The sequence below is a fragment of the Streptomyces sp. NPDC090499 genome, from assembly GCF_044769305.1.
In the GTDB taxonomy this organism is placed as follows: domain Bacteria; phylum Actinomycetota; class Actinomycetes; order Streptomycetales; family Streptomycetaceae; genus Streptomyces.
In genome coordinates this window covers 748,851-764,891 of record NZ_JBIVXP010000003.1, presented here as the reverse complement: position 1 = coordinate 764,891, position 16,041 = coordinate 748,851, and the positions used below count along the sequence as shown (strand labels likewise).

Annotated in this window: 16 protein-coding genes; 5 read left to right on the top strand and 11 right to left on the bottom strand. The window is 71.6% G+C overall.

The window, feature by feature from the left end; translation table 11 throughout:
* Positions 1–20: 20 nt before the first annotated feature.
* The 3 genes from ACIQVL_RS15510 to ACIQVL_RS15500 form a co-directional block, all read right to left on the bottom strand.
* Positions 21–1,328, bottom strand: coding sequence for a DUF2637 domain-containing protein (locus ACIQVL_RS15510; RefSeq protein WP_403475519.1), 1,308 nt, complete (start codon positions 1,326–1,328; stop codon positions 21–23).
* Between the two features lie 84 nt (positions 1,329–1,412).
* Entirely contained in the window at positions 1,413–2,306 is an 894-nt protein-coding gene (locus ACIQVL_RS15505; RefSeq protein WP_403433487.1) for a DUF3558 family protein, read from the bottom strand.
* Positions 2,307–2,438: 132 nt separating this feature from the next.
* Complete coding sequence (locus tag ACIQVL_RS15500) at positions 2,439–3,293, bottom strand: DUF3558 domain-containing protein (RefSeq protein ID WP_403433490.1); 855 nt, start codon at positions 3,291–3,293, stop codon at positions 2,439–2,441.
* 229 nt (positions 3,294–3,522) lie between these two features.
* Between ACIQVL_RS15500 and ACIQVL_RS15495 the strand changes: the two genes are divergently transcribed.
* Positions 3,523–4,716, top strand: a complete 1,194-nt coding sequence (locus tag ACIQVL_RS15495) for an RtcB family protein (protein WP_403475518.1) — start codon at positions 3,523–3,525, stop codon at positions 4,714–4,716.
* Between the two features lie 12 nt (positions 4,717–4,728).
* Here ACIQVL_RS15495 and ACIQVL_RS15490 read toward each other — a convergent pair whose 3' ends face one another.
* The 3 genes from ACIQVL_RS15490 to ACIQVL_RS15480 all read right to left on the bottom strand — a co-directional run bounded on the left by ACIQVL_RS15490 (position 4,729) and on the right by ACIQVL_RS15480 (position 6,136).
* The gene (locus ACIQVL_RS15490; protein ID WP_403433495.1) at positions 4,729–4,899 is read right to left on the bottom strand and encodes a hypothetical protein; all 171 of its coding nucleotides are present in this window, start codon (positions 4,897–4,899) and stop codon (positions 4,729–4,731) included.
* Positions 4,899–5,657: an SDR family NAD(P)-dependent oxidoreductase gene (locus ACIQVL_RS15485; RefSeq protein ID WP_403433497.1), complete on the bottom strand. Its 759-nt coding sequence runs from the start codon at positions 5,655–5,657 to the stop codon at positions 4,899–4,901. The genes ACIQVL_RS15490 and ACIQVL_RS15485 overlap by 1 nt, the downstream gene beginning before the upstream one ends.
* A gap of 140 nt (positions 5,658–5,797) precedes the next feature.
* Positions 5,798–6,136 (bottom strand): YnfA family protein, encoded by a 339-nt coding sequence (locus ACIQVL_RS15480; protein WP_403433500.1) that lies wholly within the window; start codon positions 6,134–6,136, stop codon positions 5,798–5,800.
* Positions 6,137–6,257: 121 nt separating this feature from the next.
* Here ACIQVL_RS15480 and ACIQVL_RS15475 point away from each other — a divergent pair, with 121 nt between their 5' ends.
* Positions 6,258–6,734: a hypothetical protein gene (locus ACIQVL_RS15475; RefSeq protein ID WP_403433503.1), complete on the top strand. Its 477-nt coding sequence runs from the start codon at positions 6,258–6,260 to the stop codon at positions 6,732–6,734.
* 77 nt (positions 6,735–6,811) lie between these two features.
* Here the strand turns inward: ACIQVL_RS15475 and ACIQVL_RS15470 are convergent, their stop codons facing one another.
* Both ACIQVL_RS15470 and ACIQVL_RS15465 read right to left on the bottom strand, forming a co-directional pair.
* On the bottom strand, positions 6,812–7,609 hold the full coding sequence (locus ACIQVL_RS15470; protein ID WP_403433506.1) for a maleylpyruvate isomerase family mycothiol-dependent enzyme: 798 nt from the start codon (positions 7,607–7,609) through the stop codon (positions 6,812–6,814).
* Positions 7,610–7,641: 32 nt separating this feature from the next.
* Entirely contained in the window at positions 7,642–9,027 is a 1,386-nt protein-coding gene (locus ACIQVL_RS15465) for an NADP-dependent succinic semialdehyde dehydrogenase (protein WP_403475517.1), read from the bottom strand.
* A 210-nt stretch (positions 9,028–9,237) separates the two neighbouring features.
* Here ACIQVL_RS15465 and ACIQVL_RS15460 point away from each other — a divergent pair, with 210 nt between their 5' ends.
* Positions 9,238–10,314: an NAD(P)-dependent alcohol dehydrogenase gene (locus tag ACIQVL_RS15460; RefSeq protein WP_403433512.1), complete on the top strand. Its 1,077-nt coding sequence runs from the start codon at positions 9,238–9,240 to the stop codon at positions 10,312–10,314.
* A gap of 27 nt (positions 10,315–10,341) precedes the next feature.
* Here ACIQVL_RS15460 and ACIQVL_RS15455 read toward each other — a convergent pair whose 3' ends face one another.
* On the bottom strand, positions 10,342–11,034 hold the full coding sequence (locus tag ACIQVL_RS15455; RefSeq protein WP_403433515.1) for a type 1 glutamine amidotransferase domain-containing protein: 693 nt from the start codon (positions 11,032–11,034) through the stop codon (positions 10,342–10,344).
* A gap of 216 nt (positions 11,035–11,250) precedes the next feature.
* On the opposite strand from ACIQVL_RS15455, the gene ACIQVL_RS15450 reads away from it, so the two are divergent.
* Positions 11,251–11,826 (top strand): YbhB/YbcL family Raf kinase inhibitor-like protein, encoded by a 576-nt coding sequence (locus ACIQVL_RS15450; protein WP_403475516.1) that lies wholly within the window; start codon positions 11,251–11,253, stop codon positions 11,824–11,826.
* On the opposite strand, the gene ACIQVL_RS15445 is transcribed toward ACIQVL_RS15450, so the two are convergent.
* Both ACIQVL_RS15445 and ACIQVL_RS15440 read right to left on the bottom strand, forming a co-directional pair.
* Entirely contained in the window at positions 11,792–12,676 is an 885-nt protein-coding gene (locus ACIQVL_RS15445; RefSeq protein WP_403433520.1) for an alpha/beta fold hydrolase, read from the bottom strand. The two genes, ACIQVL_RS15450 and ACIQVL_RS15445, sit on opposite strands and share 35 nt — an antisense overlap.
* A gap of 143 nt (positions 12,677–12,819) precedes the next feature.
* Positions 12,820–13,851 (bottom strand): thaumatin family protein, encoded by a 1,032-nt coding sequence (locus ACIQVL_RS15440; RefSeq protein ID WP_403475515.1) that lies wholly within the window; start codon positions 13,849–13,851, stop codon positions 12,820–12,822.
* Positions 13,852–14,023: 172 nt separating this feature from the next.
* On the opposite strand from ACIQVL_RS15440, the gene ACIQVL_RS15435 reads away from it, so the two are divergent.
* A complete protein-coding gene (locus ACIQVL_RS15435; protein ID WP_403475514.1) occupies positions 14,024–15,991 on the top strand; it encodes a sigma-70 family RNA polymerase sigma factor in 1,968 nt (655 codons plus the stop codon).
* The last annotated feature ends 50 nt before the right edge of the window (positions 15,992–16,041 follow it).

Genomic DNA, 16,041 nt, shown 5'->3' with positions numbered 1-16,041 from the left:
GCCGTGGACCGGCGGTCGGCCTAGGCGATGTGGTCGTCCTGCAGCTCCGCCGTGTGGCGGTTGGTGAAACGGTTGACCATGCGGTCGGCCTCGCGCTGCGGGAGCGTGGTGCCGAAGGTCGCCTCCACGTCGCCCCGGAACTGGCTGGAGCTGGGGTAACCGCCGTCTATCGACTTCTTGAAGACCAGGTAGAAGTCCTCTTCGGTCGGCTCCGGCGGGCCGCCGCCCTCGCCGAGCTCACGGGTGCGGCCCGGACCGGACGGGATGGGGAAGCTGCCGGTCGTCTCCGACGGGGACTCCTCGGGGAGCACCTGCTGCTCCTGGGGCGCCTGGGGGAGCTGTTCCTGCTGGTACTGCTCCTGCTGGTAGCGCAGCTGCTCCTGCTCGTACCAGGCCGCGTACTGCTCCTCGGTGTACGGCGGCTCGTACGGCGGCTCGTACGTGGGGTCGTAGCCGCCCTGGTACTCGATCTGCTGCGGGTTCCTGGCCTGCAGCCAGGGGTTGACCTCCGGATCGGGCACCGGCTGCGGTGCGGGCTGCTCGGTGCGCGGGGCGGGGACCAGCGCGGGGCGCTGCTCGTCCTGCGGTGCCACCGGGGCGGGAACGGCCGCCGCCACCGCGGGTGCCGGGGCCGGCAGCAGCGCCGGCAGGTCGATGCCCGCCGCCGCCAGACCGTCCGGGGCCGTGTCCGCCAGCGGGACGCCGTACTTGGCCAGCCGCAGGGGCATCAGGGACTCCACGGGAGCCTTCCTGCGCCAGGCCCGGCCGAAGCGGGAACGGAGTCTCGCCTGGTAGACGAGGCGTTCCTGCTCCAGCTTGATGACCTGGTCGTAGGAGCGCAGCTCCCACAGCTTCATCCGGCGCCACAGCAGGAAGGTCGGCACCGGGGAGAGCAGCCAGCGGGTGAGGCGCACCCCCTCCATGTGCTTGTCCGCCGTGATGTCGGCGATCCGGCCGATCGCGTGCCGGGCCGCCTCGACGGCGACCACGAACAGGATCGGGATCACCGCGTGCATGCCCACACCCAGCGGGTCCGGCCAGGCGGCCGCGCCGTTGAAGGCGATCGTCGCGATGGTCAGCAGCCAGGCCGTCTGCCGCAGCAGCGGGAAGGGGATGCGGATCCAGGTCAGCAGCAGGTCAAGGGCGAGCAGGACGCAGATGCCCGCGTCGATGCCGATCGGGAACACATAGGCGAAGTTCCCGAAACCCTTCTTGATGGCCAGCTCACGGACGGCCGCGTACGAGCCGGCGAAGCCGATACCGGCGATGATCATCGCGCCGGTCACGACCACGCCGATGAGAACGCGGTGCATCCGAGTCAGCTGCATGGGCGCGGCCACCGGTACTCCCCTCCCCTTGCCAGTTGTTGCGCGCAACAGGGTGGCACATCAGTCCGGCGTACGTATGGCCGGTCAGCTCTTCTTGGCTGACGACTTGGATGCCGAGGCGGACGGCGAGGCCGACCTGGAGGCCGACTTCGAGGGTGTCGCCGCAGGTGAACTCGGTGCGGGAGCCGCGCCGTTGGCCGTAGCCACCGACGTCACCGCCTCCGCGGCCGCCTTCTCCGCCACCTTTGTCAGAGCGTCCGCGTCCGGCGCCTTCGCGCCCGCCAGACCCGCACCGTTGTAGTCCAGGGTGACGACCACGTTCGCGACCCGGGCCACGACCGTCTGCTGCTTGAAGGCGCCTTCCTTCTTCTTCAGGTCGTAGCGCACCGCCGTCGCCTGGTCCCCGGCCCCGGCCACCGGCACCGACTTGGTGTTCTTCGCACCCGCCACCGACTGGGCGGCCTGCACCTGGCTCGCGTAGTACGCCTCCGCCTGCTTGTCCCCCGAACCCCGGCCGGCGTCCGAGTCGAAGCGCAGGAAGGAGATGTTGAGCCAGCGGAACTGCGAGCCCTTCACGCCTTTGCTGTCCAGACTGCTCCACGAGCAACTGCCCCGCGTGGCCACGTCGTCCGACTTGCCCTCCTTGCCCGACTTCACGCCCTTCGGTACGAGCGAGGTGAGCGTCTGCTTCGACAGCACCGCACACGGCTGCGGCAGCTTCGCGTACTTCGCCGCCTGAACGGTCGGCGAAGCCGCCGAGGAGCCGCCCGCGTCGGTCGACCCGGCGGCGGAGTCCGAACCGCTGCCCGTCCCCTGCGCGGCGGCGTCCGAGTCCGAGGAGCAGGCCGTCGCGAACAGCGCCACGGCGGGGACGGCGGCCACGCAGACGAGACCGCGGCGCAGGCGCCCTGCCCGCCGCTGTGCCTTCCGCCCGTTCCGGGCACGCTGGTCGTCTGACTGGACTGCTACTCGCTGCATGGTTCCTTCACTCACACGTTCGGGGTTCCTGCGGTCGGATCGGGTCCGAGGGGCCACGGTACGCGGTGAGGAAGCTGTGCGGTTCCGGTTCAGGTCCTTTGCGGGCGGGGCGCGGAGGGCGTGCCGGAGCCCTCAGCCGTTGAGCGCCTCGGCCAGCTGTCCCGCCAGATTCTGCGCCCTGTCCTGCATTTCCTTGCTGTCCGGCACCGTCCCGGTGGCCATCGGCTGCTCCTCGTACACGATGGTCACGACGACGTTGGACGTGCGGAACACCACAGTCACCGTCCGCTGTTCGGCCGTCGAACCCGAGCCGCTCAGCTGGTCGTCGAGATACGCCTCGTCGCCGAGATCGGAGAGGGTGCGCGGCTGGAGGCCGGCCGGGGTGGTGGAGGGCGAGGCGGAGGTCGAGGCGGAGCCGGAAGCCGGGGAGGAGGGGGCGGCGGATCCGGTGGGCGACGCGGAGTTCGAGGCGGACGGGGAGGGGGAGTCCGACCCCGACGCCGACGGTGATTCCGTCTCGGCCGGGCTGGTGGGCGCGGACTCGGGGATGTCCGCCGCCGCCTCCAGCTGCGTGTAGATCGTCTGCGCCTCGTTGTCGTCGCTGACCGCGTTGTCGTACGACACCACACGCTCGAAATCGACGGACAGCCGGTCCGTGGCGTCGGTGGACTCGACCTTCCAACGGCAGCCGACCTTGCGGTCGGTGTCGTAGGTGAGCGCCGCGTCGCCCGCGTACGCCCTGTCGCGCTGCTCCTCGTCGGTGATCTGGGCGATGCCCGGCAGCAGCGAGTCGAGGGTGTCGTGGCTGACCGCGCCGCAGGCCTCCGGGAGGGTGCGGTACTTGCCGGGCTGGGCGGCGACGGTGGCGGTGCTGGTGTCCGCGTTCTTGTCGCTCGTGTCGTCGCCGCCGCTGGAACCGCTCGTGCAGCCGGCCAGCAGGGCCGCGAGAAGGGCGGCGATGCCGGTTGCGTACGCCTTCCGCTGCACGGTCAGGCTCCTTCCGTTCACTGGTCCGCTCGGTCCTGCTCCAGTGTCCCCGCTGGTTAATCGCTTGCCGCAGCGGGGCGTCCCCTGGAGACAATGTCTATCGCACGCACTGCTGTGAACGCCGGTCCGCTGTCTGGTTTCCGGGCCTCTGGCGCCGCATTTGCGTTTTGTTGAAATTAAAGACTTTTTTTCCTTTTTGATGTGCTGTCCGCGGGGGAATGAGGAAGACATGTCGTACGCGGAGATACCGGGCGCGAAGGTGCCCATCCGGATGTGGACCGACCCGGCGACCGTCGAGGACGTCGCGCTCCAGCAGCTGCGCAACGTCGCGACCCTGCCGTGGATCAAGGGCCTGGCGGTGATGCCGGACGTCCACTACGGGAAGGGCGCGACGGTCGGGTCCGTCATCGCGATGCAGGGCGCGGTGTGCCCGGCGGCGGTCGGGGTGGACATCGGCTGCGGCATGTCCGCGGTGAAGACCTCTCTCACGGCGAACGATCTGCCGGGGGACCTGTCCCGGCTGCGCTCGAAGATCGAGCAGGCGATTCCGGTGGGCCGGGGGATGCACGCGGAGCCGGTGGAGCCGGGGGACCTCCACGGGCTGGCCACGACCGGGTGGGGGGAGTTCTGGGGGCGGTTCGACGGGGTCGCCGACGCGGTCAAATTCCGTCAGGAGCGGGCTCATCAGCAGATGGGAACGCTCGGGTCGGGCAACCACTTCGTCGAGGTGTGCACGGACACGACCGGTGCGGTGTGGCTGATGCTGCACTCCGGTTCCCGGAACATCGGCAAGGAACTCGCCGAACACCACATCGGCGTGGCCCAGAAGCTCCCGCACAACCAGGGCCTCGTCGACCGCGACCTCGCCGTCTTCGTCGCGGACACCCCGCAGATGGCGGCGTACCGCAACGACCTGTTCTGGGCGCAGGAGTACGCGAAGCACAACCGCACGCTGATGATGGCGCTCCTGAAGGACGTGGTCCGCAAGGAGTTCAGGAAGGCCAGGCCGGCCTTCGAGCCGGAGATCAGCGCCCACCACAACTACGTCGCCGAGGAGCGCTACGACGGGATGGACCTGCTGGTCACCCGCAAGGGCGCGATCCGGGCGGGGAGCGGGGAGTTCGGGATCATCCCGGGGTCCATGGGCACCGGTTCGTACATCGTGAAGGGCCTCGGCAACCCGCTGTCCTTCAACTCGGCCTCGCACGGCGCCGGCCGGCGGATGAGCCGCACCGCGGCCAAGCGCCGGTTCTCGACCCGGGACCTGGAGGAGCAGACCCGGGGCGTGGAGTGCCGCAAGGACTCCGGTGTCGTGGACGAGATCCCGGGAGCGTACAAGTCGATCGACCAGGTCATCGACCAGCAGCGGGACCTCGTCGAGGTCGTGGCCAAGCTCAAGCAGGTCGTCTGCGTCAAGGGGTGACCGCGCGGTCCGTCACTTCGCGTGCCGGACCGCGTAGATCATCACGAACGCGATGACGTGGATTCCGAAGAGGAAGTAGGCGAGGAAGTACCAGACCTGGCGTTCGTTCTTCGTCTCCTGCTCCAGGCGGCCCTTTTCCAGTTGCCTTTCCAGGGCCGCCGCGGCGTCGTCCTCGGCCGGCATCAGAGGTCCCGGTGGACCTTGGTGTTGGAGGCCTGGGCGCGGGGGCGGACGACGAGGAGGTCGATGTTGACGTGGCTCGGGCGGGTCACCGTCCAGGTGATGGTGTCGGCGACGTCGTCCGCGGTGAGGGGCTCGGCGACGCCCTGGTAGACCTTCGCGGCCTTCTCCTCGTCGCCGCCGAAGCGGGTCAGCGCGAACTCGTCCGTCCTGACCATGCCGGGGGCGATCTCGATGACCCGGACCGGCTTGCCGACGATCTCCAGGCGGAGGGTCTCGGCGAGGACGTGCGCGCCGTGCTTGGCGGCGACGTAGCCGGCGCCGCCCTCGTAGGTGGCGTGGCCGGCGGTGGAGGAGACCACGACCACCGTGCCGTCGCCGCTCGCCTCCAGCCTGGGCAGCAGCGCCTGGGTGACGTTCAGGGTGCCGATGACGTTCGTCTCGTACATCGTGCGCCAGTCGGCCGGGTCGCCGGTGGCGACCGGGTCGGCGCCGAGGGCTCCGCCGGCGTTGTTGACGAGGACCGCGACCGACGTGAAGGCGGTGGCGAACTCGTCCACGGCCGCGCGGTCCGTCACGTCGAGGGGATAGGCGGTGGCCTGGTGGCCGGCGTCGTTGATCTCCTTGGCCAGGGCCTCGATGCGGTCCTCCCGGCGGGCGGTGAGGACGACGCGGTAGCCGGCCTCGGCGAGCCGGCGGGCGGTGGCGGCGCCGATGCCGCTGCTGGCACCGGTGACGACCGCGATGGGGGAGGGGGCCATGGGGATGTGCTCCTCAGCGGGTTTCGGTGTGCGGGTTTGCCTGTGTCAAGGATAGGCGGGGGGTCGTTTCGGTCGTTCGGCGGCTGCGGGTGGGTGGGGGCCGGCCGCGCGGTTCCTCGCGCCCCTGGAGGCGGGCAGGGTCACCCTCCGTTGCGTGGTGCCCACATGATCAGTGCCATGCCCGCGAGGCAGACCGCCGCGCCCGTGAGGTCCCAGCGGTCCGGGCGGTAGCCGTCCGCGACGACGCCCCACAGGATCGAGCCGGCGACGAAGATGCCGCCGTACGCGGCGAGGATGCGGCCGAAGTGGGCGTCCGGCTGGAAGGTGGCGACGAAGCCGTAGGCGCCCAGGGAGAGGATGCCGCCGGCGATCCAGAGCCAGCCGCGGTGCTCGCGTACGCCCTGCCAGACCAGCCAGGCGCCGCCGATCTCGAAGAACGCGGCGACCACGAACAGGGCGGCGGAGCGGAGGATGAGCATGCGTGCAGCGTGCCATGTCCGACGGGTGTCACCTGATGGGGGGCGCCTGCGGCGCGGTCCGGGTGGCATACATCCGTACGAGAGCAGGTTACGGATGCCGGAGTCGGACGGGACGGGTGGCATGGCGATGCGTCGTGGTGGGCCGGCGGTGGCCGGTGCGGTGGCGGTGGCGGTGGGTGTGCTGGTCGTGGGGGGCGGTGGTGCCGCCTGGGCCGGGAGCGCGGACCTGGAGGTGCACGGGTCCGCGGTGCTGACCGGTGACCTGGTGGAGGTCCGGGTGACTCCGCGCAACCACGGGCCGGACGGGGTGACCGGGGCCAGCGTGCGGCTGGCTTCGTCGGCGCCGCTGGCCGACGCGCAGCAGCTGCCGGCCGGGTGCGCGCGCACCGGCGACCGGGAGGTGGTGTGCGAGACCGGGCCGCTGGCGGTCGAGCTGCCGGGGGAGGAGCTGGTGGTGCCGGTACGGCTGCGGGAGCGGCCCGCGGAGGTGACGCTGGCGGTGGACGTGGCGTGGGGCGGGGGTGCGGTGGACCAGGACCGTACGAACGACGAGCAGCGGGTGCTGGTGCTGGCGACGGGGGATCCGTACGCGTTCTGATCCGCGGCGATGCGGCGACGCGGCCCACCAGGCTGGCCCGGCTGGCCCGGCTGGCGCGGCTGGCGCGGCTGCCCGGGTCAGATGATGTTCAGGTGGTCGAGGAACGGGGTGGCGTCGGCCGGGTCGCCCGTGATGCTGCAGTGGTCGCGCCAGGGTTTGCGGGTGGTGGCCCAGGCGATGAAGTCGAGCGCGGTGCTGTGCACCCGGGTGGGTGCGTCGGCGCCGGGGGTCACGGTCAGGAGGCCGTCCGGGGTGGTCGCGGGGTGGACGGTGACGGTGGTCGCGCCGGGGCCGGTGAGGTCGAGGACGAGGGGGCGGCGGACGGTGGCGGTGAGTTCGGGGCCCTGCATCTGGGGCAGGCCGGCCAGCATGAAGTCGACGGCGGGGGCGACCTGGTCGTCGGTCGGTTCCGGGAGGGCGAGCGGGAGCGGGCCGTCCGGGGCGAGCAGGTCGTCGCGGAGGTGGCAGAAGACGTTGAACGCCATGGTGTTCGCGAGGAGGTGGCGGGGGTACGTGCCGAGCCCCGGGACCTCGACGGGTTCGTCGGCTCCCGGGGGTTCCTGGGCCGCCGCCAGGAGGTCCAGCTGGCGCGGGGTGCTGTGCCGCCACTCGTCGATGACGTCGGCGTGGCCGAGGCCGCGCCGTTCGTCGACGCGCAGGTCGTGGTAGCGCTCGCGGTTCCCGGGCAGCGTGGGGTCGGGCGGCGGCGGGTCGACGGCCTCGGTGGCGAGCGCCGCGAGGTGGGCCAGTACGTCGATGACGCGCCAGCCGGCGCAGGCGGACGGCAGCTCCCACTGACCGTCGTCCACCTGGGGGACGATCTCGGCGAGTTGTGCCGTGCTGGAGCGCGCGGCGGCGAGCCCGGCCCGGGTCATGGTGCCTCCCTCACCCGCGTGACCCGTCCGGGTCAGGCGGCGGTCTGCCCGATCCACACGGTCTTGGCGTTCATGAACTCCCGCATGCCGAGGTCGGACAGCTCGCGTCCGTAGCCGCTGCGCTTGACGCCGCCGAAGGGGATCTCGGGGTAGCTGGTGGTGTTGCCGTTGATGAAGGCCATGCCGGACTGGATGTCACGGACGAACAGCTCGCGTTCGGTCTCGTCCTCGCTCCACAGGTTCGAGCCGAGGCCGTAGGGGTGGCCGTTCGCCTCCCGCAGGGCTTCCTCCAGGGAGGAGACCGTCCAGACCTGGGCCACGGGACCGAAGACCTCCTCGTGGTACATCCGCATCCGCGGGGTGATGCCGGTCAGGACGGTGGGCGGGTAGAACCAGCCGGGCCCGTCGGGGCGTTCGCCGCCGAGCAGCACGGTCGCGCCCTTGGCGACGGCGTCGTCGACGTAGGACTCCACGTCCTGCCGGCCGGACTCGGTGGCCAGCGGTCCGACGTCGGTGCCCGCGTCCATCGGGTCGCCGACCACCAGCGCGCCCATCTTGGCCACGAACATCTCGATGAACGCGTCAGCGATGGCCTCGTGCACGTAGAAGCGTTTGCCGTTGATGCAGGACTGCCCGTTGTTGAGGGTCCGCGCCCTGACCGCGACGTCGGTGGCCCGGTCCAGGTCGGTGGAGGGCATGACGATGAAGGGGTCGGAGCCGCCGAGTTCGAGGACCACCTTCTTGATCTCGTCGCCGGCGATGGCGGCCACCGAGCGTCCGGCCGGTTCGCTGCCGGTGAGGGTCGCGGCGGCCACCCGCGGGTCGCGCAGCACCTGTTCCACCCGCCCCGAGGAGATCAGGAGGGTCTGGAACACGTCGTCGGGGAAGCCCGCCTCACGGAAGAGCTCCTCCAGGAAGAGGGCGCACTGCGGCACGTTCGAGGCGTGTTTGAGCAGGCCCACGTTGCCCGCCGTGAGCGCGGGCGCGGCGAACCGCATGGCCTGCCAGAGCGGCAGGTTCCAGGGCATCACCGCGAGGACGACACCGATCGGCTGGTACGTGACGAACGTCTGCTGCGCACCCACGCGTTCGCCGTCGCCCTCCAGGTCGCGCAGGAACGCGGGGCCCTCGGTGGCGTAGTAGCGCAGCCCGTGCACGCACTTGACCACCTCCTGCTCCGCCGCCCGGAAGGTCTTGCCCATCTCGGTGGTGATCATTTCGCTGACGCTCTCGACCTCCTTCTCCAGGCGGTCGGCGGCGTGCTGCAGCCACTCCGCCCGCTGCTCGACGCTCGTCAGCCGGTACGAGGCGGCCGCTGCCGCCGCCCGCGCGAGCTTGTCCTCGAGTTCCCCGGGGGTCAGTTCGTCGAACCTCCTGAGGACCTCACCGGTCACCGGACTCGTCGTTGCGATAGCCATGAATCCACCGTATGGCGAGCCGACAAGTCCAGCAATTCACCCATTTGTACCAACTGTGGATGCGGTGGCACCGGATGCGTGGCAGGCGCGGGCGCGCGACGATGGTGGGGTCCGAAGCGGCGGCCGCGGTGACCGGCGCCGGGACCCGTTTCCTGCCCGTGTCGCACCCGCCGAGCCGCTTTTACGCTGGTCGGCGAGAGCGAGACACCCATGACGCAGATGCGGGCGGCCCGGATGCACGGATACAAGGAACCCCTGCGGATCGAGGAGGTTCCGGTGCCCGAGCCAGGGCCGGAAGAGATACTCCTGAAGGTCGCCGCGACCGGCATGTGCCGTAGCGACTACCAGCTCCTCAACGGCTACTTCGAGGGGCCGTTCCCGGTGGACCTGCCCTACATCCCCGGCCACGAGGTCACGGGCCGGGTGGCGGGACTAGGCGCCGAGGTGCCCCCGACGGTGGGCTACGCGGAGGGCGACATGGTCGTGGTGAACCCCAGCTGGGGGGACGGCACGTGCCGGCAGTGCCGGGAGGGCAACGAGCAGCTGTGCAGCGGTGACGGCCGGTGGGTGGGCTTCGGTCCGCCGGGCGGCTTCGCCGAGTACATGGCCGTGGAGTGCCGGCACGCGATCCCGGTCTCGGAGGAGGCGGCGCGGGCGCCGGAGCTCCTCGCCCCGATGACCGACGCGGGCATGACCCCGTACCGGGGGATGCGCAAGCTCCGGGACGCGGGCAAGCTCGGTCCCGGCCGGACCGTCGCGGTCACGGGCATCGGCGGGCTGGGCAGCTATGCGGTCCAGTACGCGAAGCTGCTCGGCGGCGGTGCGACCGTGGTGGCGCTCGCGCGCACCGACAGCAAGCTGGACGTGGCGCGGGAGAACGGCGCGGACCACGGGATCAACGTGCGGAACAAGTCCACGGAGGCCATCCAGGACGAGCTGGAGAGGCTGACAGGACGCCGGACGATCGACGCCATCCTGGACTGCGTCGGCAGCGAGCCGTCCATCTCCATGGGCTTCGACCTGCTGGGCCCCGAGGGCGCGCTGGCGGCCGTCGGCCTGATGAGCCAGCGCGTCGAGCACCGGCAGTTCCCGTTCGTGGGCACCGAGCTGTCCTACCTCGGCTCGTTCTGGGGCAACCACCTGGACCTCGTCGAGGTCCTCTCGCTCGCCGAGGCCGGCCTGGTCAGGCACAACGTGACCAAGGTCGCGCTGGAGGACATCAACGAGAACCTGGACGCCCTGGGCCACGGTGACATCGTCGGGCGCCAGGTCATCGTCTTCGCGTGACCGTCCCCGGGGCCGGGGCGGCCCGGGTCACAGTGCCGCTATGAGTTCCCGGGCGAGCGGGCCCGAGGACGCGGGGTTCTGGCCGGTGAAGAGGCTGCGGTCGACGACCGTGTACGGCTCCCAGGCCGGGCCCCGCGAATACTCGGTGGGCAGCTTCTTCAGTTCGTCCTCCAGCAGCCACTTGGCCTTGTCGGCGAAGCCGACGCCGGCCTCCTCCTCGTTGCAGAAGCCCGTCAGCCGGTAGTTCGCGAAGGGGGTGCCGCCGCTCGCGTCGCGGGTGGCGAGGATGGCGGCGGGGGCGTGGCAGACGATGCCGAGGGGACGGCCGGAGGCGAGGGCGTCCCGCAGCAGCGCGGCGGAGTCCGGGTCGGCCGACAGGTCCTCCATCGGGCCGTGGCCGCCGGGGTAGTAGACCGCGTCGTAGTCCTCCAGGCGGATGTCGGTGAGGGGGACGGCGTACCGCAGTTCCTCCGCCTCCTCGATGACGGCCTCCTCACGCAGGGCGTTCTCCTCGCCGCCCGCCATCCGGGGCCGCAGGCTCATGGTGTCCACGACGGGTACGACCCCGTGCGGAGTGGCCACGGTGACCTCGTGTCCGGCATCGGTGAACACGCGGTAGGGGGCCACGAACTCCTCGGCCCAGTAGCCGGTGGGATGTCGGTGCCCGTCCTTGAGGGTCCAGTAGCTCGCGCCGGTCACCACACACAGGATCCTGGCCATGGGACGCTCCTCCGGGACACATTCTTGGGGATGCGTTCAAATGCGCCCATCAAGTCTGGGCGGGTATTCCGGAGGCCGCAACTCGTGGCCGCCGCCCGGGAAATGCGCCGGCCGTTCCGGTGACGGGTATTGTGGGATGACGTGTTTTCCCGATGTGCGGCAGAGCGACGGTAATCGGCGGTAATCGACGGTCATCGACAGTGTCGGGGGATTGCCATGATCAGACCCTATGGTCCTTACGATTTCCTGCCGCCGATCAGGGACTTCGCGGTGGCCTCGGAATCCGTTGCCCATGGTGGGCGATTGGCCCGGGAGCAGGTGAGCGGCATTCTCGGCGCGGGCGGGGAGGACGTCTCGCCGCAGCTGAGCTGGTCCGGTTTTCCCGCGGAGACGCGGAGTTTCACGGTGGCGATGTTCGACCCCGACGTGCCCACCGCCTCGGGGTTCTGGCACTGGGCGGTGGCCAACCTGCCCGCCTCCGTGACCGGACTTCCGGCCGGTGCGGGAGACGGCAGGCCGCTGCCCGGCGCGGCGGTGACGCTGGCCAACGACGCCGGCTACCGGAGATACCTCGGCCCGGCGACGCCGCCGGGCAACGGCCCGGACCGCTACTTCCTCGTGGTGCACGCCGTCGACGCCGAGGAGCTGGAGGTGTCGGAGTCGACGACCCCCGCCTACCTCGACTTCCTCCTGTTCGGCCACGCGATCGCGCGGGCGACGATGTACGGCACGTTCGAGCGGCCCCAGGGGCAGCGGTCTACTTCCACATGTAGTCCTCGGCGGCGTCGGTGATCAGGTCCTTGACCGCCTGCGGGTGGGAGACGAGGGACACGTGCGAGGAGTTGATCTCCACCGTCTTCCGGGCGTGCGCGCGTTTCGCCTCGAACAGCTCCAGGGCCGGGTTGACCGCCTGGTCCTGCCTGCCGACGAGGGCGTACACGGGCTTGGTGCGCCAGGCGGCGCCGGTGAGCTTGTCGGCGAACGCCGACATCGCGATCGGGCGCTGGGTGGCTGCCATGACGGCGGTCTGGCTGGTGGGCAGGTCCGCTGCGAAGACCTGGTGCAGCTTGTCCGGCTGGATGTACACGTCCGTGCCGGTGGTGCCGCCGCCGGCCTGGAAGGGCACCGGCTTCAGGGCCTTGGTGAGGGGCGCGGGGGCGAACTTCGCGGCGAGGGTGGCCTGCGACTCCCCCTTGTCGGGCATGATCGCGTTGATGTACACGAGGGCCTTGACGTTGTCGTTCCCGACGGCGGCCTGCGAGATCACCTCTCCGGCGTAGGAGTGGCCGACCAGGATGACCGGTCCCGCGACGGACTTCAGGAAGCTCGCGAGGTAGGCCGAGTCCTGGGCGACGCCGCGCAGCGGGTTGGCCGGTGCGGCCACCGTGTAGCCGTTCTGCTGGAGCCTCTGCACGACACCGTTCCAGCTCGACGCGTCGGCGAAGGCGCCGTGCAGGAGCACGATGGTGGGCTTCTCCCGGCCGGGGTCGCCGGCCGGACCACCGGCCTGTGCCGTCACGGGGACCAGGACGGAGGTGGCCCCGGACAGCGCCAGCAGTGCCGCGCCCCAGCGGGCGGCCGGCGCGGTCCGGCGGGGCTTGCCGGACGTGCGGGAGACGTGGGAGAGGCGGGATATGTGCATGCCGGTCCTTCGGGGCGGGAGCGTCGGGCGACGCCCGGGATTCCAGCGTCGGGGACACCCGTCGGCGTGTCCCCGTGCGCGGGCCGTCCGGGTGAACGGCCGCCCGCGCCCCGGGGACCCGCGCTCCGCGTTGCGTGCGCTGCTCAGGTGGAGCCGGCCGTCGTCCCGAAGGTCACCCGGTAGTAGCAGGCGCCCTTGCAGGGCATGGTCGCCCCGTCGTCGAAGGCGTAGGAGTAGGCGTAGGGCGCGGCGCGCTTGAAGACCTGGGTGTAGTCGACCGGCCACTTGGCGGGTACGCAGTTCTCGCGCCCCGCCCAGGCACCGCGGCAGCAGTAGGTGTCGCCGCCGAACGCCGCGCAGGGCGGCTTGCAGCCGATCTCCTCGCCGCCGGAGAGGGCCTGCATGGCCTTGGGGCAGTCGACGTCCGTGGTGCAGGTGCCCCGGTAGCAGCCGGAGGCGCTGACCGGGTCGGTGGTCGTGGTGTGGGAGACGTTGATGTACATCGGCAGGTTGGAGCCGTCGACCATGCTCACGTCGTAGAAGTCCATGCCCGCGTAGGCGTCGAAGGTGAACTCGCCGAGCGTGGTGGGCGGGTTGCCGCCGCTGCAGACGCTGGTGCAGTCGCCGGAGGCACAGGGCCCCGCGGCCGTTCCGCCGGTGCATCCGGTACGGCCCCAGATGCGGCCGCCCCAGTTGTTCGCGACGGCCACCGAGAGGCTCTGGCCGGGGGCGAGTGCGCGGCCGGCCGGGTAGACGGCGGTGTTGGTGACGACCGCCCACACCGTCTGCCGGGTCTTGTTGACGACGGTGATCAGGCGTTTGCCGGCGGGGGCGGTGACGGGCTGCCCGGCCCGGCCGGTGCTCGCGGTACCGGCCGGGGACTTCGCCGGCGCCGATGCCGACGGCTTGGGGCGGGCCGACGCGGACGGGGACGCGCTGTGGCTCGGCGACGGCGACGGCGACAGTGACAGTGACGAGGCGGGCGCGGGGTCCGACGGGCCGGCGGGGAGGGCCGCGGCCGTCCGGCCCTCCGGGTGCGCGGCGGGGGTTCCGGCGGGTGTCCACATGCCGTAGGTGACGATCACGGTGGCGGCCGTCGCGAGGGCGGCCGCGCCGGCGTACCACCAGCGGCGTCGCGGTGGTCTCGCGCCGTGTCTCCTGCGTCCTCGTGCCATCCTGGTGCCTTCCTCGGGCGGTACCTGATGTGTGCCTGCCTTTCGGTGACCTCCTCGGTGGGGGCCGTACAACACAAACTGCGAAGCCGACTCGCCGGTTTTCTGTTGTCCCCGCGTCCTGCGCGGGGTCTCCGTTCCGACAGCCGGACTCTGCGCGGAGGAACAGACCCACATGACCGAGAACCATCGGAGCGGACCCGACCCCGGCGTGGTGACGGCCGCCCGCGCGGGGGACAGAGCGGCCCTGGAGCACCTGGTGACCGCGTCTCTGCCGCTGGTCTACAACATCGTCGGCCGGGCCCTGAACGGTCACGCCGACGTCGACGACGTCGTACAGGAGACGCTGTTGCGCATGGTGCGGGGACTGGAGAAGCTGCGGGACCCGTCCGCGTTCCGGTCGTGGCTCGTCGCCATCACGATCCGGCAGGTGCGCAACCGGGAGCAGTCACGGGCCACGGACCGGGACCGCCGGGCGCATCTCGACGACGCGGAGACGATCACCGACCCGGCGCTCGACTTCGCCGGGCTGACCATCCTGCGGCTGGGCCTGACCGAGCAGCGCCGGGAGGTCGCGGAGGCGACGCGCTGGCTCGACCCGGACGACCAGGAGCTGCTGTCCCTGTGGTGGCTGGAGGAGACCGGCGACCTCGAGCGCGCCGAACTCGCCGGTGCGCTGGGGCTGTCGGACCGGCATGCGGCGGTGCGGGTGCAGCGGATGAAGAAGCAGATGGAGGTCTCGCGGGGGGTGGTGCGGGGGCTGGCGGCCGACCCGCGCTGCGCCGAGCTGGACGGGATCGCCGCGCCGTGGGACGGCACGCCGAGTCCGCTGTGGCGCAAGCGGTTCGGGCGGCACATACGCGGCTGCGGGGTGTGCGCGGGCCTGGAGCGGGGGCTGCTGCCGATGGACCGGCTGCTGAGCGGCCTGCCGCTGGTGGCCGTACCGGCGGGCCTCGACCCGGCGCGGGTACTGGCCCACGTCACCGGGCCGCACGTCACCGGATCCCACGTCGCCGGGCCGCATGCCCCTGCGCCCCATGCCGCCGGGCCGCATGCGACCGGGTTCGCCGATTCCGGTGGCGGAGGCCGGGTGCCGCGGGGGCGGCACGGGCGGGTGGGCAGGCGGGCCGGGCGGCAACTGGCCGGCAAGCAGGCGGTCGTGGGCGGTTCGGCGGCGGTCGCGGTCGTCGCGGCGGTCGCGCTGGTCGCGGCCCGGATGACGGCGGGCCCGTCCGCCCCGGCCGCGGACACGGCCCCGCCGCCGACGCCGGTGGCCGTCGCGTCGCCGAGCCCGAGCCCGGCGCACTCCGCTTCCCCTTCGCCTTCCCCCACCCACAGCGCGTCCCCGAAACCGTCGGCCAGACCGACCCCTTCGAAGCACACCGCGGCTCCGGTGCAGGTGAGTTCCGGCGCGAAGAAGGGCGTCGGGGTCTGGACGTTCAACGGCGTGAGCCAGGCGCTCGCCGCGAGCGGGGCGAGCTGGTACTACACCTGGAACACCCAGCACCAGGGCGTGACCACCCCGTCCGCGGCCTCCTTCGTGCCGATGATCTGGGGCGCCGCGTCCGTCACCGACACCGCGCTGGCGCAGGCGCGGACGGAAGGGCCGTACCTCCTGGGCTTCAACGAGCCCGACATGGCGCAGCAGTCGAACATGACGGTCGACCAGGCGCTGGGGCTGTGGCCGAAGCTGATGGCGGCCGGCAAGGTGCTGGGCAGCCCTGCGGTGGCGTACGGCGGGGACACGGCCGGCGGCTGGCTGGACCGGTTCATGTCCGGGGCGAAGGCGAAGGGGTACCGGGTCGACTTCATCACGCTGCACTGGTACGGCGGTGACTTCCGCACCCCGCAGGCCGTGCAGCAGCTGACGTCGTACCTGGCGGCGGTGTACGCGCGCTACCACAAGCCGATCTGGCTCACGGAGTACGCGCTGATCGACTTCTCGCAGGGGACCCGGTTCCCGTCCGCGCAGCAGCAGGCGGACTTCGTCACCGCGTCCACGAAGGCACTCGACGCGCTGCCGTACGTGCAGCGGTACGCGTGGTTCGGGCTCGGCGCGGACCCGGCGAAGCCGAGCAGCGGGCTGTTCACGAGCGGTACGGCGGCCACGGCGGCGGGCCGGGCCTTCCAGGCGGCCCGCTGAGCGGAGGGGGCCGGTGCCGGCGACGACCGTACCGGCCCCCTACCGGCCTC